General features: G+C 42.6%; 10 protein-coding genes. 2 read left to right on the top strand and 8 right to left on the bottom strand.

What is annotated here, in order from left to right:
• Position 1: 1 nt before the first annotated feature.
• Genes BMW86_RS20765 through BMW86_RS20755 form a run of 3 tightly spaced genes read right to left on the bottom strand, consistent with a single transcriptional unit; the run spans position 2 to position 5,317 of the window.
• Positions 2 to 391: a hypothetical protein gene (locus tag BMW86_RS20765; RefSeq protein WP_089783866.1), complete on the bottom strand. Its 390-nt coding sequence runs from the start codon at positions 389 to 391 to the stop codon at positions 2 to 4.
• 12 nt (positions 392 to 403) lie between these two features.
• A complete protein-coding gene (locus BMW86_RS20760; protein ID WP_089783865.1) occupies positions 404 to 2,224 on the bottom strand; it encodes a RagB/SusD family nutrient uptake outer membrane protein in 1,821 nt (606 codons plus the stop codon).
• A gap of 12 nt (positions 2,225 to 2,236) precedes the next feature.
• Positions 2,237 to 5,317: a SusC/RagA family TonB-linked outer membrane protein gene (locus BMW86_RS20755; protein ID WP_089783864.1), complete on the bottom strand. Its 3,081-nt coding sequence runs from the start codon at positions 5,315 to 5,317 to the stop codon at positions 2,237 to 2,239.
• A gap of 276 nt (positions 5,318 to 5,593) precedes the next feature.
• Here BMW86_RS20755 and BMW86_RS20750 point away from each other — a divergent pair, with 276 nt between their 5' ends.
• The gene (locus BMW86_RS20750) at positions 5,594 to 6,919 is read left to right on the top strand and encodes an alpha-L-fucosidase (protein WP_089783863.1); all 1,326 of its coding nucleotides are present in this window, start codon (positions 5,594 to 5,596) and stop codon (positions 6,917 to 6,919) included.
• Positions 6,920 to 7,130: 211 nt separating this feature from the next.
• Here the strand turns inward: BMW86_RS20750 and BMW86_RS20740 are convergent, their stop codons facing one another.
• Genes BMW86_RS20740 through BMW86_RS20730 form a run of 3 tightly spaced genes read right to left on the bottom strand, consistent with a single transcriptional unit; the run spans position 7,131 to position 10,724 of the window.
• Complete coding sequence (locus BMW86_RS20740) at positions 7,131 to 8,111, bottom strand: AAA family ATPase (RefSeq protein ID WP_089783861.1); 981 nt, start codon at positions 8,109 to 8,111, stop codon at positions 7,131 to 7,133.
• Complete coding sequence (gene pnuC / locus BMW86_RS20735) at positions 8,104 to 8,733, bottom strand: nicotinamide riboside transporter PnuC (protein ID WP_089783860.1); 630 nt, start codon at positions 8,731 to 8,733, stop codon at positions 8,104 to 8,106. Before pnuC ends, BMW86_RS20740 begins: the two co-directional genes overlap by 8 nt.
• Complete coding sequence (locus tag BMW86_RS20730; RefSeq protein WP_089785723.1) at positions 8,733 to 10,724, bottom strand: TonB-dependent receptor; 1,992 nt, start codon at positions 10,722 to 10,724, stop codon at positions 8,733 to 8,735. The genes pnuC and BMW86_RS20730 overlap by 1 nt, the downstream gene beginning before the upstream one ends.
• A 153-nt stretch (positions 10,725 to 10,877) precedes the next feature.
• On the opposite strand from BMW86_RS20730, the gene BMW86_RS20725 reads away from it, so the two are divergent.
• Positions 10,878 to 12,017, top strand: a complete 1,140-nt coding sequence (locus BMW86_RS20725; protein ID WP_089783859.1) for a threonine synthase — start codon at positions 10,878 to 10,880, stop codon at positions 12,015 to 12,017.
• A gap of 87 nt (positions 12,018 to 12,104) precedes the next feature.
• On the opposite strand, the gene BMW86_RS20720 is transcribed toward BMW86_RS20725, so the two are convergent.
• Together BMW86_RS20720 and BMW86_RS20715 are read right to left on the bottom strand one after the other, a co-directional pair.
• Complete coding sequence (locus BMW86_RS20720; RefSeq protein ID WP_089783858.1) at positions 12,105 to 14,690, bottom strand: S9 family peptidase; 2,586 nt, start codon at positions 14,688 to 14,690, stop codon at positions 12,105 to 12,107.
• Positions 14,690 to 16,624, bottom strand: a complete 1,935-nt coding sequence (locus BMW86_RS20715) for a TlpA family protein disulfide reductase (RefSeq protein WP_177189337.1) — start codon at positions 16,622 to 16,624, stop codon at positions 14,690 to 14,692. Before BMW86_RS20715 ends, BMW86_RS20720 begins: the two co-directional genes overlap by 1 nt.
• Positions 16,625 to 16,659 lie beyond the last annotated feature (35 nt).

Genomic DNA, 16,659 nt, shown 5'->3' with positions numbered 1-16,659 from the left:
TTTATTTAGATTGTACGGTGATGAGTACCTTATATGTTTTCCTTACTTTCCTGTTACCTGATATCACTGTATAGGATTTAGGATTGGCGAGATCAGAGAAATCAACTTTTCCGGTGATTTTAGGATCCAGTTTAGCATCGGTAACTAAAGTGAACTGAGGATATAGGTTCTTTAAATCAGTACCATAAAACACGGTTACGTCTATAGTGCAGGCAGTAGTATCTATTACAGCGTTCTTTGTTCTTACAGTCTGAAAATCTACTCCAAGTAATTCAAAATTGCTGACATAACATTCTGCGCGGGAAGTAATCAGTAATCCGTCTTCATCAACAGGATGATCTTTGGAGCAACTGGTAAAGGCGATAAACAATAAAAAAAGTATCTTTTTCATGGGTGAATATTTTTATAACCAGGGAGTATTTTGAGTAAGGTTTGGATTGCGGTCACGTTCTCCGGGGGGAATTCTAAAGATGTAACACTGCTGGTATTCCCTTTCAGAAGAATTCTGGAAATAGCGGGACATCTGCGCACCATAAGTATCTATACGCCATACCCCATTTCCATAAGGCGGATTCCATACACGCTCTATCGCCCTCCAGCGGCGAAGATCAAAGGAGCGTTGCCCTTCCCCGAACAGTTCTACGATACGCTCCTGTTCTATTGCGCTGAAGAATGCCTCCCTGCTGGCAGTTTTATCTGCATTCAGCGGAGGCAGATTTCCCCTGTGCCTTATCTTGTTTAACAACAGGATAGCATCCGCCTGCGGGCCATTCACCGCATTGGTAGCTTCTGCATACATCAGGTATACATCTGCCAGGCGCATGACCGGGTAGTTGTAGTTACCATCACTACGTCCCTGCCCTGCATAGTTGCGCAGGAACTTACGCAATACATAACCGGAGTTACAGCCATCTGTGTTGTAAGTCGTATAATTAACTCCTTCCAGGGTAACCGCCTGGTTCCAGGTTTTATAAATGAAAGGCACCCAGCCGGTGGATTTCAATGAGATCATGCCTACACTCATTTCATAGTCCCACATAATGGAAGATTTCATCCGGTAGTCACGATTTGCATAACTCTGGGGATTTATAGCCGAATTAAGCGCTGTTCTTGCTCCGGCAGTAGTAGGACTCATTGGAATGAGTTTAGGCGCAAAATCGCCCGTTGTAATCGATTGGTAGCGGTCTGCTATCTCATATCGTGGAGACACCCAGCATTGAGAACCTTCATGAGAACGTCCTGCCACATCACGCATCAGTTCTTCTCCCTGGTTGGTACCCGTTCCACCATGGGTAAATGCCATGATCATTTCGGGGTCTCCATTGGCCACGGGGGTGAAGAGGTAGTAGTAGTTGGGCAGTATATCTGCTTTACCCAGCGCATCACAATCGCCCGGTTCACCATTCCGGAAGAGTACCAGCCCATAGTCATTGATGACATGCCCGAAGTCTTCGGCAGCAGCCCTGTAAGCAAGAGTAGCAGCACTACCGTCCGGTACGAATTTGTCCAGCTCCGGCCAGCCGAACTGGTTCCAGCAGGCCCAGTATAATTGCAATTTGCCACGGAAAGACAGTGCAGCGGCTTTCGAAGCACGACCCACTTCAGCAGCTTTTACAGGCAGCTTCTCAAAGGCATAGGTGAAATCGGCCAGTGCGGAGTCTTTCACCTGCCCTATGGGTGTACGGGTAAGACCGGCGACTTCTGAATTGTTGTAAATGACATGTCCTATGTAGGGCACATCACCCCACATAGATATCAACCGGAAATAGACCATGCCACGAAGTAACTTTGCTTCACCAATGATCCTTTCCAGTTCTGGTAAAGAGGTAGCACTGGCGTAGGGTAACATTTTAGTGACGTTCTCAATAACGTAGTTGGCACGGTTTACACCACCGTACAGATACTGGTACATTTTATCGAAGTTGTCACCGTAACCGGAAGGGTTATAGTCTCCACCGTTATAGGCATCTCCTTTTTGCAGATTGCCGCTGGTGGTACTGGTACCACGGGTGCGGAAATATTCTCCCTGGCCATCGAAGTAATAGTCACGGTCAAACAGGGGCCTGATATCGGCATAGGCACCCATCAGGGCATAAGTAGCGTCGGCGTTTGTTTTCCAGAAGGAATTAGTGCTTAGCTCAGTGGTAGGCTGTTGTTTCAGCAGGTCTTTTGTGCAAGCGCCTGCGAAAAGAAGTATACAGGTAAGATATATAGCTATTTTCATGATGATCAGTTTTTATAGGCTTATATTAATCCCTACTGAATAAGATCTATTCAATGGATAAGCATTGCTCTTGTTGCCTGTCATTTCAGGATCAAGGCCGCGGAAAGAAGTAATAGTGGCAATATTCTCTGTGGAGCAATAAATCCGGAAGCTGTTCACTCCTGCCCTTTTCAATAATGTAACAGGCAATGTATAACCAATCTGGATATTCTTGAAACGGATATAACTCATATCATCCAGCCAGAAGGTAGTCTCTACAGCATTATTACTGCCATTCAAACGAGGCCATGGACCATCGCGGTTCTCTACAGACCAGGTGTTATTCCAGTGGTCCCAGGTAGAAGCATAACGTTGTAAAGGAAGGTTGGTTTTGTTGTAATTATTCAACCAGTAATCCTTGCGGCCGGTGGCACCCTGTATGAGAAAAGCCACATCAATTCCTTTCCATCCGAAATTGGCGCTCAGTGCAAAGTTGGTAGTAGGCCGGTCGCGTTGTACAGAAGGATCTGCTTTCATATCATTGCCATCTATACGTCCGTCCCCATTTAAGTCTTTCCGTAAGATATCTCCGGGAGAAGCTCCCTGTGGAGTAGCATTGTATACGTCCTGCCATGTTTGCGCAATACCTATATCCTCATAAGTATACAGGAAATGGTAAGGCATATTCAGGAAGGTCCATCCTCTTCCTAAAAACTCATTCCATTTTTCTAAAGTGGTTCTATTATACGAAGCATTGAGGTTGATACCATAATTGAATTTATTTATTTTATCAGACCAGGTAATATTTGCTTCTACTCCTTTATTGCGCAGATTACCGATATTCTTTCTTGGAGCATCATAAGCACCGGTAAGCAGGTTAGACATTTCAGATGGACGATTCATACCAGACGTTAACCGGTTGTAATAATCCAGTTCTGTTGTCAGCCTGTTATTAAAGAAACCAAGATCAAGCCCCAGATTCATTATTTTAGTAGACTCCCAGGATAAATCCTTGTTCACCATCTTCTCGTTCACAAAACCTTTTACGATACCACCATTTATCATGTAGTTGCTGGCTGCTAATGTTTCCTGTTGTTCATATCTGCCCACACCGCTGTTGTTCCCTAAACCGCCATAAGAAATGCGGAACTTACCATTGCTTAGTATGTGTTTTGTGAATGCATGTATGAATCCTTCTTCCGTGAAACGCCATCCTACAGCTACAGAAGGAAAGAAACCATACTGGCTCCCCGGCAGGAATTTAGAAGAACCATCATAACGGAAATTTGCTTCAAAAAGATAGCGGTCGAAAGCAGTGTAGTTTACACGGCCAATATAGGATCGTAATCCTTCTGTACCGGAGTTACCACCGGTGCTTTGTATATCTGTCAATGCTGCATCTACTTCATGTAATGTAGGATACAGACGATCATTTCGAAAAGTACCCTGGTAGCGGTCGTACCAGTATTCCTCACTGTATACGCCTACTACATTTATATCATGATTTTCACCGATAGAGGTATGATAATTCAGTCGCCCGTTTAACATGGTTTTATACCCAGTATTAGTATAGTTACCTACACCGGCATTATCGCCCACGTACACACGACTACCAAAATCATTCGTCTGGAAATTAAAAGACCGGTTGGGTGTATTGGCATTCCATCGAAACTGGTTATAATAATTCAGTGTATAGTCTACACGACCTGTTAATCCTTTTATAGGCTGCCAGTCCCAGTATACCGCTGCTGTTGCTTCCTGCCGGTTCTGACGGTTCAGCGTATTCATATATACGGTGTAAGGATTGTATGCCTGCGGGTCTTCGTTATAGGCCATTACCCCGCCATAATATCCGATAGCAGGATCATAAGGAGTAATACCTGAAATAGCATACTGCATATCAAAACCCGCGGTGTTTGTTGCATCATCATCTGTATAACCATCTGCCAGGGCATATACATACTTGGACCAGTTACCGTTAAACTTCAGTCCCACATTCATATTTTTCCGCAACTTATTATCATAATTAAAGCGGGCATTGTAACGTTTGTAGTCATTATTGATCTGTAATCCTTTTTCATTCATCACACCCAGCGAGATAAAGAAATTGGAATTTTCTGTACCGCCGGAAGCAGACAGATTATAGTTCTGCATCTGTCCTTTGCGCATAATTACATCCCACCAGTCGGTATCAGGATAACGTAAGGGATCTACCATGCTCATGGCCATCCACTGATCTATTGTCCCATCTTTAAAATTATAATTCGAACGTAGTGTATTTACTGCTGCCGCACGCTGATGAATGGTTAATGCACGTGCATAGTCAGACATAAATTCATAGGAGCGTGTAGGTACTTCTGTAGCCAGAGAGCCGCTGAAATTGATGACTGTTTTCTTCTGTCCTTTCCCTGATTTCGTTGTAATAAGAATAACGCCGTTAGCTGCCCTGGAACCATATACAGAAGCAGAGGTAGCATCTTTTAATACAGAAATACTCTCCACATCATTCATGTTCACACGGTTGATGTCCACATCGGGCATACCGTCTACGACTACGAGCGGACTGCTGTTATTCACCGTGCCTAATCCGCGGATCATCAGGCTGGCGCCGTTGTTACCCGCCATACCGGTAGATTGTGTTGCGGATAATCCCGGCACCAGACCAGATAAAGCCGAAGAGGCATTTGGCAATGCCCTGCCGGTAATTTTCTCATCTACTTTAATAGCAGATACAGCACCTACCAGGTTTATTTTTTTCTGAGTGCCATATCCTACTACTATTACTTCTCCCAATGCTTTCTGATCGGATTCCATTTGTACGTTGATAGTCGCCGGCCCGTTAAAAGCAACTTCCTTTTTAGTGGAGCCTATGAATGAAAACACCAGTGTTCCTTTTGAGGTATGCACGCGCAGGGAATAGTGGCCGCTGGTATTGGTAACGGTGCCGGTCTGGCTACCTTTTAATGATACACTTACACCCGGCAAAGGCTGCTGGCTGGCATCGGTAACGCGGCCGGTTATCAGTGTATCGGGTAATTCGCTTGCTACAGCGGTAGAGAACAGGGGTAGGAATACGAGGAGTATTCCCCACCTGCGAGGTAGAAAATTAATCATAACGTTTCATTTAAGTGTGGACAATAAGGGGTCTGTGCCGGTGGTAAACCGGCAAACTATAGTACAGTTATGCAAACGTTTGCGTACTAAGTCATGTAATTAGATATTAGGTAAATTGTTGTTGCCATACGTGGAATGGATTTTAGTTGATTAAGGTTCGTGGAATTATCAGTTGTTACGCTTAAAACTTCGGGCTGTTGTCCTTTAAACAAAAATATAGATAAAAACAATCGATTGCAATTAAATTATTAAATTGCCGTGAATTAACCCACTGTTATGAAAAAACTAGCATTTATTCTGTTACTATGTTATTGCCACACTCTTTCTGCACAGGACAACAACCGTATGCAATGGTGGCGTGAAGCCCGCTTCGGTATGTTTATCCACTGGGGTGTTTATGCACAACTGGCCGGTGTTTATGACGGACACGAAATCAACAAGGCCGGCGAATGGATTATGAACAGAGGCAAGATCCCTGTAGCTGCCTATAGAGAACAGGCAGCTGCACATTTCAACCCTGTAAAATACAATCCGGACGAATGGGTGCGTATGGCCAAAGATGCAGGCATGAAATACATTGTGATCACTGCTAAACATCACGATGGATTTGCACTGTTTCATTCCAATGCCAGCAAGTGGAATATTGTAGATGCTACTCCTTATGGTAAGGATTTGTTACTGCCGCTCGCTGCGGCCTGTAAGAAATACAATATCAAACTGGGCTTCTATTATTCACAGGCACAGGACTGGAATAACCCTGGCGGGGCAGTCAGCCGGAAAGTAACTTCAGAAGGGTGGCCTAACCCGGACAGCGCCAAAATCGATGCCTATACCAAAGAGCATGACGGCCATTGGGACCCGGCACAGGAAACAGCCACCTTCGCCCAGTACATTGATAAGGTAGCAGTACCACAGGTGAGAGAAATACTCTCCAATTATGGTGATGTAGCCGTTCTCTGGTGGGATACTCCTACCAACATGACAGACGACGCTGCACAGAAATTACAGGCGTTGTTAAAACTCCAGCCCAACATCATTACCAATGATCGTCTCAAACGTCCCAACTTCCCGGGAGATACTAAAACACCCGAACAAAGGATCCCTAAAAAAGGAGAAATGGAAGGGGCCGACTGGGAGACCTGTATGACCATGAACGGTACCTGGGGTTTTAAACGCAATGATAATAAATGGAAAAGCGATACCACGCTTATCCGTAATCTTATAGACATTGTTTCTAAAGGTGGTAATTATCTGTTAAACGTAGGCCCTAAACCTGATGGTACTTTCCCGGAACAAAGTGTCCACAGCCTTAAAGCTATTGGCAACTGGATGAAAGTAAACGGAGAAGCCATCTATGGTACCCATGAAAGCGAATTAGCACCGCCAACCTGGGGACGTATTACAGCCAAAGGTAATTACCTCTATCTCTCTGTGTTCGACTGGCCACAGAATGGGAAACTGGAGATTCCGGGAACAAAAATAATCTCTGCTCAATTATTGGCTGACGGTAAGAAATTGATAACAAATGACATGACTATCAATTTACCCGCAAAAACGCCTGATGGCATTGCTGCTGTAATTAAAGTACAGATAAAAAGATAAATTAATATAACTACTTTTGCCGCCATGGGATACCGAGACGTTATAGTTCCTCTGGCATTAGGCTTATTACTGATTTTTAAAGGAGGGATATTTATTCATCCTAACATCGGTAGTTATAAAAGAAAAAGAAAGAATATAAAGATTGCCGGATTTATTCTGCTGGGGATCGCTTTAGTATATACCATCATCACATTCAAAACGAAAACCTGTATCACTTGCTGATCAGTTTTTCAATTAATGCGACGGATTTACTAAAGCGTTCTTCCCAGTTGCCGGTTATTTCCTCATACTTTACTTTATAGCGTGCTAATGTTTCCCGGTGTGAATCATCCAGCAGGTTGCGGTCTTCTTCACTCATCCTCGTTCCATCCTGTACATACTCCACATCATTATTCAGATAAAGATAGAGATCTGCTTTGTTGCGCTTATAAATTACTTCATCTACTTCGGGAAGTTTATCAAAAGCAAACTGCGCATATGACAATGTAATATGGATATCAGTATCGATGATCAATAAGGGGCTTTTACCTACAGAGGCATCGGCAATGCGTTCTGCATGCATACTGGCTATCAGTTCCAGATCTTCCATACTGAAATCATTGGAATCTGCCACCACATCTCTTCCTGCTTCTAATACATACGCACTCTGAAAATGCTTTGATAACTTATCCGTTAGTGTAGTCTTTCCCGTTGATTCCGTTCCCAGTATTACTACTTTCGTAATGAAATCCTCCTTTACACTTTCCGGCAGGTAATCCCAGTTGCCATAAGCATCTGCCCTGATCTTAGTGGCAGAAACAGGATATAGTTTTTTATCCGGATCAAAAGGAATATGTTTTATTCCCATAAATCCTGCTACTAAATCTCCGTAAGGCTCTGAAGTAATCAGCAGGGAATGATCAGGAAATAACTGTTTAAACGTCTCAGACCATACTGCGGATACTTCATGAGAAGTTACAGAAGTGTTGGGCAATTCATCCTCATTATAATCAAAAGTAATAATCTCAATATTCGGTACATGTTCAAAGGTTGTTGCCATCCATTTCTGTCTTACAGAAGCAGGTAACAGCTCTTTATCACTGCAACAGATCAATACCGACAGGAAATCACACTTTGTTAAGGCAAAGTTGATCATTGCCTCATGCCCGCTATGAAAAGGCATAAATTTTCCGAATACAAATGCTTTAGACATGTCGTAACTGCTTTTGCCACCTGAGTAATCCAAAAGTGGATATTACTAAAAAGATCAAATACTCCAGGGATAAAAAATAAACACCTTTTATTGCATATAATACCACACATACCACATCTATAATGATCCACAGATACCAGTTCTCTACCTGCTTCCTGGCCAGTAATACCGTTGCCAGAATACTGCCCATCATTACAAATGAATCTGCAAAGGGGTAAGCGGCAGGCAACTTGAAATAAAACGGTAACCATTCATGCAGATGCATCATGATATAACCAACAAACACGGTACCCAGCACCATGATCAGTGCTATTAATTTAATGCCTGTTTTCCCTACGGATGTGATGGGTACATTTGCTGTATTACTCTTCCATTTATACCAGCCAAAGATGGTAACGGTTATGAAATATACCTGCAGAAACATATCTGCATATAACTGCACCTGGTAGAATAATACAAACATGAAGAGTTCATTGATAATGCCTGTTGGCCAGGTCAGAATATCTGCTTTATATGCATAGTATACAGTGATCAGTCCAAACAATGTTCCTATCAGCTCAATATAACTGAGCGGATATCCCATTACATGAAAAGCTATATTTTCTATCTGGAAAAACTGCATTAAAAACTATATTTAAATGCGATATAAAAATTAGTGGGTGCCTGTACAAAATACTTCCTCGTTCCATCTGCTTCTACATACCCGTTATTAATGTACTTAGCATTGGTAATATTATTCAGAAAAAATGACACTTCATAATGGCTGATCGTATAATGCGCTCTTGCATTTATCAGTACGTATTGATCAAGTGATACATCATTGGCAAAATCAATGAATGATTTACCCTGATACCTGCCTGATACAGCTATACCAAAATGATTCTTTTCGTATGCTATTTCCTGGTTAATGATCAGCGCAGGTGTTAATATCGGACTGAAAGTGGTTGACTGTTCTTTAATACGACTGTAATTAAAAGAAGAGTTATTGGTTAAAAGGAAATGTTTACAGAGCTGATAATTCAGGGATAATTCAAGTCCTGTTCTGTAACTGCTCTTCACGTTATCTGTCAGTAGTAATCCATTAGGCCCAAACTTTCCGTTTAACACGATCTCATTGTTGAAATTCATATAATACCCGTTAAACTGCATGGATAGATGCTGCCCATGTAACCTGATTCCCAGTTCATGATCTGTAACAGATTCTGCCTTTTTGTTGAACAGTATGGCTTGTCCGGTACTATCTGCGGTAAGGTCATCATTACCCCCAAACATATCGTTCCTTGTTGGTTCCCTACTGGTTCTGCCGATGCTGTAATACAGGTTGGTGTGCTTGTCTACATCAACACTGATACCTGCTTTGGGATTCAGGAATTGCCAGTCGAGTTTCTGAAATGCCACGCTGCCTTTGTAATCAAATGAAGTATAGCGGTATTGCAGATCTGCGAACAGGTTAAAGCGATGAAGATTGTATTCTATTTTGCTGAATGTGCTTAACTCATTCTTATAGCCCTTATTCTTATATAGTTCTCCCAGTGCCTTATCACTACCCAGATGCTGACGGTTGTACAGGTTGCCATGAATACCTGTTGTCCAGGTCAGATGATTGACAGTTAAAGAGTAGTTGGTAAATAGCCCTGTAAAGTTAGATTGAAAGGCATAGTTGAATAAATTCCCGTCTGAAGGGATTCCCATGTAATTGTTTACATCAAAATCATAGTTCCCTTTGAGTGCAGTATAATAAACGCTTGAATTGAGAACAGAGCGGGGGCTTATCTGCCAGCTGTTTTGCAACTGTATTAATCCCTGGGTGAAGTTGTCTCTTTCGTTTGAATTAGCGTTCGTCCTGCGGTCTTTTTGTATCAGCGAATCTGCCACGCCCAGCCAGGCCATATCATTCTGCTGATGCCCGGCCATGATGTTGATCTTCCAGGTGGTTTTATCATAGTATAATCCACCACTGATGAACACTGACTGTGAGTTATTGGAAGAGTGATATTTATAACCGTCTGTGTATATCTGCGAGGCACGTACATAAAGTGATTTCCTGTTTTTGATACCGGTCTGGTATTCTCCGAATACCCTGAAGCTGTTGTATGATCCGTATCCGATACCGAAGGTGGTCTTAACTGAATCTGTGAGATCGGGGGAGAATAACTGTATGCTGCCGGCATAACTGGAAGTACCGTTTTTGGAGGTCCCTACTCCTCTTTGAATCTGGATTTTACTGATGGAATTCAGGATATCAGGATAATTGGAGAAGTAGGCGCCCTGGTCTTCCGGTTCATTCAGTGGCATGCCATCCAGGGTGGTATTTACCCTTGTCTGGTCCATTCCTCTTAGTCTGTAATAAGAATATCCCTGAGAATTGCCGGCGTCGGAATACACGGTAATAGCGGGTGTTTCTGATAATAAAAAGGAAGGCTCCTGCCCTGTATTCTTTGCATCCAGTATTTTGCCACTGATATTCTGATAAGAAACGGGGGTATGTGTATTGGCCTGATAAATGATTTCCACAGCTCTTAAACTATTTTTTTTGATAGCCGGAGTATCCTGGGCATTCACTTCTATAACAAAAAACAAACAAATGATTACAGCTACAATGCGATTATACATATCGATATACATGACAAAATTGGAAATATGAGTGTAAATGTATTATTATATCTCTATATATTTACTCCCCCCTTTATGTTAACTTAATATTTAGTTGCAACGGACATGCAGCGTAAAATCTTAACTTTAGGTAGTAACACTCATTAGTGCCCCATGAAAACCCTGAATGCTATCTCACTGTCAACATCATTACAATGTCCCCATTGCCATCAATTGTACAATATAGAAGAACGACAGTCTTTCGCTACCTGCTGTAATCAGCCTTTACTGACCAATTATGACCTGGATCTGCCTAAAAGCCATCTCCTGCACAGTGCTGAACGAACAATATGGCGGTACGCGAAACTATTACCGGTATTTGATAAACACAATATTGTGAGCCTGGGTGAAGGCTGGACACCTATTTCTGAGTTATCTGCACTTAGTCAGCGTAACTACCTGCTTTTAAAAGACGAAAGCGTGAACCCTACCGGTTCCTTCAAAGCCAGGGGGATTAGTGTGGCGGTGTCTAAAGCCAAAGAGCTGGGGATTACACATTGTATCATCCCTACTGCCGGTAATGCAGGGGGCGCTTTAAGCGCTTATTCTGCCAAAGCGGGTATCAAAGCGACGGTTGTAATGCCCCGGCATACGCCTGCTACTTTGCAGGAAGAATGCCGTATTTATGGGGCAGAGCTGATCCTTGTTGATGGCCTTATAGATGATTGTGGTAAACTGGCCAGGCAGCTGGTGGCTGAAACCCGTGGGTTTGATATGTCTACGCTGAAAGAGCCTTACCGTTTGGAAGGGAAGAAAACGATGGGGTATGAAATAGCGGAGCAGTTGAACTGGAAATTACCGGATGTGATCATTTACCCTACTGGTGGGGGTACGGGGCTTATTGGCATGTGGAAAGCTTTTCATGAGATGCAGCAGCTGGGATGGATTAGTGGCCCATTGCCGCGGATGGTGATTGTGCAGTCTGAGAATTGCGCGCCGATGGTGCGGCTGTTTGAACATACTCAAAGCACCCCTGCTCAGCCTACTATTGCATATGGCCTGGCAGTACCTGCTCCCTTTGCCAAAGACCTGATGATGGAAGTACTGGAGCAAAGTAATGGTACTGCCCTGACTGTATCTGAACAGGAAATGGAAGATGGTATTGTTGAAGTAGCCAGGGCCGAAGGAGTATTATTATCTCCGGAAGGCAGCGCTACTTATATAGGTTGTAAAAAGCTTGTAGAAAGCGGCTGGATAACAGAAGACGAAACAGTATTATTATTTAATACGGGTTCCTGGTATAAATACCGGTAAAAGTTAAGGCTGCCCGCAATGGGCAGCCTCTTTCATAGGTCATCCATCACCGGTTAGGACAGACTTCTGGCATAGGATATGGCACACTCAATAATCATATTTCTGATCAGCATTCCGTTCATCCACACTAATTCCTTCTTTCATCCACTTAGGTATAGGTTTATCTTTTAGGTAATGGTCAAAGAATTGTCCCATACGGAGAGTCCAGTCTTTCTGTGCAGGCAATCCATCCAGCGTATGCCCTTCTCCTTTATAATTCAGCAACCAGGCAGGCTTTGCAAGTCTGCGCATAGCCATGAAAAGATCTAATCCCTGGGTAAATGCTACTGCACCATCTTTATCATTATGGAAAATCAGCAAAGGTGTCTGGATCTTATCTGCATTAAAGATGGGAGAGTTTTTAAGGTACAGGTCTTTACCTTCCCATAGATTCTTACCTATACGTCCCTGCTCTACTTCGTATTTAAACAGGCAGGGGGCTCCGTTACCCCTGATAGCAGAATAGTTATAGGTAAGGTTTGCCACCGCGGCACCCGGGTTAGCACATTTAAATATATTCGTACGCGTTACAAGGTAAGCTACTTCATAACCAGAGAAGCTATGCCCCTGCAAACCAATATGCGCCTTATCTGCTATCCCTCTTTCTATCATGGCCGAAGTACCGCTGACAACAGCGTTATAAGCACTTTCACCCGGTTCTCCTACAGTAAAATGTACATCAGGGCGGAATACAACATATCCGTTGCTCACATAAGTAGGAATATTGATCGTACAGGTACTGTACATAGGTGTAAAATATTCATGCAATTCTTCTGTATGTGTTTCATAAAAGTCCACGATCATCGGGTACTTCTTCGTGGAATCATAATTCTCAGGTAAATACAACACCCCCTGATTCTCCTTGCCTTCATAATTCTTCCATTGTACCACTTTTGCAGATCCCCAATTATAATCCTTTTGCTGAGGATTAATATCTGTCAGCCGCTGTTGCCGGGTAAAATCACTGCTTCCCCACCAAAGGTCTGCATAGGTATTATAATTCTCCTTCGTAAAAACACACGACTTTCCATCTCCTGCCATCGCTACCACTTTCACAGAATAAGCAGGGTTATCTACCAGTGCTTCCACCTTATGGTTTGCCAGCCGGTATACTCCTTTTGCTTTGGTATGCTCATTAAAGCTGCGGAACAGTAGTGGTTTCGTGATATCCAGGTGTTCATTATATTCAGCCGATAACAAACGGAACCTTATACCATGCTGTCTGCCATAACCATTGGTAACAGAATAAGCTTTCTTCTTACCGCTAAGGTCTATTACCCACAGATCATAACGGTCGTACATCACCACGCTGCTGCCACCTTCCGCCCATCCGGCAAGGCCGTACGCAGGTGCTGGTTTAGGCATATCAAAATCTTCCTCATGTACAGGATAACCAATCTGATCTGAGATATTAACGAACTGACGGGTAGCTGTATCCAGCACCTGCCATTCCTTTTGTACAGCATTATAGATCACCGCATATTTACCATCAGGGCTCCATTGTGGATTCGCATAACAATCCTTAGCAATAAGTGTACGCGCTCCTGTATGAACATTCACCATGTAAATATCATCGTTGTTATTGTAGCGCCAGTCTACCGTATAAACATAAGGCTTAGGGTCTGTTTGTAAAACGTAGTTATAATTATCAGCATCTGGCGTCAGCAAAAATCCACTTGTGTTCTCTACTCTTACCTCTACCCATTTCTTTGTATCAATATGGTAGATAAATGCCGGCTCGTCCAATGCGGTTTTATTATATACACCTCTGCGTTGTTTTCGTTGTGTTACCGGCTCGTTCCATGTCCATAGCTCCAGGTCAAATCCTGTATTAGCAGGCCTTCCTGCTGCCTTAGGTTCAACACGGTGTAAAGGAATGAGATCCGGCAGGAACGCTTTCGTTTCACCTGTAATCTCATATGCGCGGGCGTCTATACGATAACCGGCAGGCGCTTCAATTTCATTAAAGTTCAGTATCTGCTGAGGAACACCTTTCTTTACAGAAAAAGTATATAATCTATTATCTGATAAAAAAGTACCTGTCTCCTTTTCAGGATCAAAAGAATAATCTGTTATATCACCTGTGAATAATACATTCTGTTTACCTTTCAAGGGGCCGGCCAGTAACTTTTTATTCCGTATATAAATGATAGATTGGGCATACAGGGTGTATTTTCCCTGATGTTCAATGATCGTACTATCATTTGTTTCTACATTCCAGATTACCAGTTTGTTGTTACCATAGATAACATTGGGAGATGCAGTACCACAATTGATATAAGAAGACTTATCCCACACAATTCTCTTCCCATCATTTAACCGCATCAGGATCATTGAATCCTTTTTTGTGGTGTACTTCAGCCATTTGCCATAATCGAAGAAATCAGCTCCTCCAATATTATCCAGCTGTATCTCCTTCCCGTTATGTGTGTTCTTCAAATACTTCGTATCCCCTTCCGGATAATGGTACATTACCCATTCGCCGTCGTATGAGATGGAGGGGACTGCTAAATATCGCCATTGTTCATAAGCGGATGTATCCAGTGTTTTCTTTTGGGAAAACACTGGTAAAGTACATCCTATCATCACTCCTGTAAAAAGGTATTTCGTCACTCCTGAAAAAAGATTCTTCATTACTTCTCTGCTTTTAAGATCTCAATAACATAAGATATTTCATCTGCCAGTTTGCTGGGGCTACCCTCATATCCTTCAGAGGTGTATCGGATATATCCATTCTTTACAATGATCTTTCTTGGTATGCCGGATGACTGAAAAAACGGGGTCAGACTTTTAAATACATGCTCATCGTATAATACTTCAAAACGATAACCGGATGACTGTATATACTTTTTAATATCTTCCTTGTAAGTCCTGGATCTTTCCATGGTGGCTATAAAATAGAACCCCACAGACGGGTCTTTCGCATATTTGTCTACCGCCAGCTGCATTCCCGGAAAGGCCATCTTGCAGGGAAAACACCAGGTAGCCCAGAAGTCGATCACAACGATCTTATCTTTCCAGTCTGCAGAGCTGACAGTCTTCCCGGTCATATTTTCCAGTTTAAACGCAGTAAACTTCTCTCTGATTAGTTTCGCTTTCAGCTCATCTTTTGTTCTTTTCACATCATCTGCTGCTTTCAGTGATTCCAGGTAAGCATCGAAATTGGTACTATCACCATGCAATTCTTTCAATTTGCTGATCATAGCTGGTGTAGCCGCATTAGCTCTGATACCCATTTCCAGCATTGAAAGGACCATCTTTTTACCACCTGTATTTTCCAGGATAGTAATACGTGCTTCATTCAGGGTGGCGTCTGTATACCTGCCTTTTTCCGTCAGCAAATCCAGGTAAGGCAAAGCCTCTGTGTACTTACCCATTTTAGTGAGCAGGCGGATATGAATTGATAATTTATTGTCCATCTGCACACCCGCTATTTCATCGGCCTGTAGGGGGGTATAACGTACGTCTTCTATATAGGATAAGTCATTTCTTTTCTTTATCATGGCATCCATCAGTGCCCTGGCAACAGGATAGAGCTTCTCTACCGGTAATCTGTTAACAACGAAGAGGCCAACAATATCCGAGCGATAATTTTCATTCAGCGTAGCAAAATTCATATCTGGTATCAGCGCGAATAACTTATCATTCTGTTTAGATGCAAAATAAGCAGCACCTAATTCCCTGTAAACATTGTAATAAATGAATGCCTGTTTTCCATCTGCATCTTTAATAGGAAAATTGTGCAGGAAGTTTTCCAGTGCAGTCAGTTTCTTTTCATCCAGGGGCATGTTATATGCTTCGAAATAATGTGCGAGTCTGGCTGTCTGCCCATGAGGGAATTTCTCCAGAATAATATTCTTTATGGAATCTGCTTTATGTTCATCTTTGAACTGAGAACGATATACTTCCCGGAAAGTCATATAATTTTCTTCCTTCAGAGAGGGATCTTTAGAAAGTCGTTCCATGCTACGTTGTGCTTTCTCCGGGTACTCATCCCCTGTCTGTAATTTCAACATAGCCAGGTAGCTATCGAAATATTTAGGCATATTAGGCAGGAAATCTTTCATTTCTTTTCTTACCCACATTTCCAAAGCATCATTACTGATCTCAAATTTATCAAAGTAACGAGGGGCTTTACCAAAAGATGGTTTACGGAAAATACCCCATGCAAGTTGTCCACCCGGTACATATTTCCCGTCTTTACTTACGGTAGTGGCAACATAACCATAATCATTGTTATTATCAGATGCTGTCACATTCCCATTCTCTCCTGTATAAAACAATAAGGCAACAAACGCACAATTCTCCGGTAATTTATAGGCGCCTATACCATCTTTCAATACAATATCATCTACTACCCATTTATAGTCATTGAACATATACACCAGGGCAGAAATATTATCTTTCTGTTCTAACGGGCCTCCTGTCTTAACATAGTGAATATGCATTGTATCTCCTGCCACCGGAATACCAAATTCTTTTAACCGGCTGCTGCTGTCTGCCTGGCTGTATACCGCATGGCTTAGGCCAAGCAGTATAGCCAGTATACTGATCCATGTATGCTTCATTGTAATTGTTTTTAAAGAGAGTACCGGAGGCATTT

Source organism: Chitinophaga sp. YR573, from assembly GCF_900110995.1.
GTDB lineage: Bacteria > Bacteroidota > Bacteroidia > Chitinophagales > Chitinophagaceae > Chitinophaga.
The sequence above is the reverse complement of the archived record's forward strand: the minus strand, read 5'-3'. Positions and strand labels throughout refer to the sequence as shown.

What these genes read in the sequence shown, in the direction of transcription:
- BMW86_RS20765 (WP_089783866.1), bottom strand. Translation starts at nt 391, where the DNA reads ATGAAAAAGATACTTTTTTTATTGTTTATCGCCTTTACCAGTTGCTCC.
- BMW86_RS20760 (WP_089783865.1), bottom strand. Translation starts at nt 2,224, where the DNA reads ATGAAAATAGCTATATATCTTACCTGTATACTTCTTTTCGCAGGCGCT.
- BMW86_RS20755 (WP_089783864.1), bottom strand. Translation starts at nt 5,317, where the DNA reads ATGATTAATTTTCTACCTCGCAGGTGGGGAATACTCCTCGTATTCCTA.
- BMW86_RS20750 (WP_089783863.1), top strand. Translation starts at nt 5,594, where the DNA reads ATGAAAAAACTAGCATTTATTCTGTTACTATGTTATTGCCACACTCTT.
- BMW86_RS20740 (WP_089783861.1), bottom strand. Translation starts at nt 8,111, where the DNA reads ATGTCTAAAGCATTTGTATTCGGAAAATTTATGCCTTTTCATAGCGGG.
- pnuC (WP_089783860.1), bottom strand. Translation starts at nt 8,733, where the DNA reads ATGCAGTTTTTCCAGATAGAAAATATAGCTTTTCATGTAATGGGATAT.
- BMW86_RS20730 (WP_089785723.1), bottom strand. Translation starts at nt 10,724, where the DNA reads ATGTATAATCGCATTGTAGCTGTAATCATTTGTTTGTTTTTTGTTATA.
- BMW86_RS20725 (WP_089783859.1), top strand. Translation starts at nt 10,878, where the DNA reads ATGAAAACCCTGAATGCTATCTCACTGTCAACATCATTACAATGTCCC.
- BMW86_RS20720 (WP_089783858.1), bottom strand. Translation starts at nt 14,690, where the DNA reads ATGAAGAATCTTTTTTCAGGAGTGACGAAATACCTTTTTACAGGAGTG.
- BMW86_RS20715 (WP_177189337.1), bottom strand. Translation starts at nt 16,624, where the DNA reads ATGAAGCATACATGGATCAGTATACTGGCTATACTGCTTGGCCTAAGC.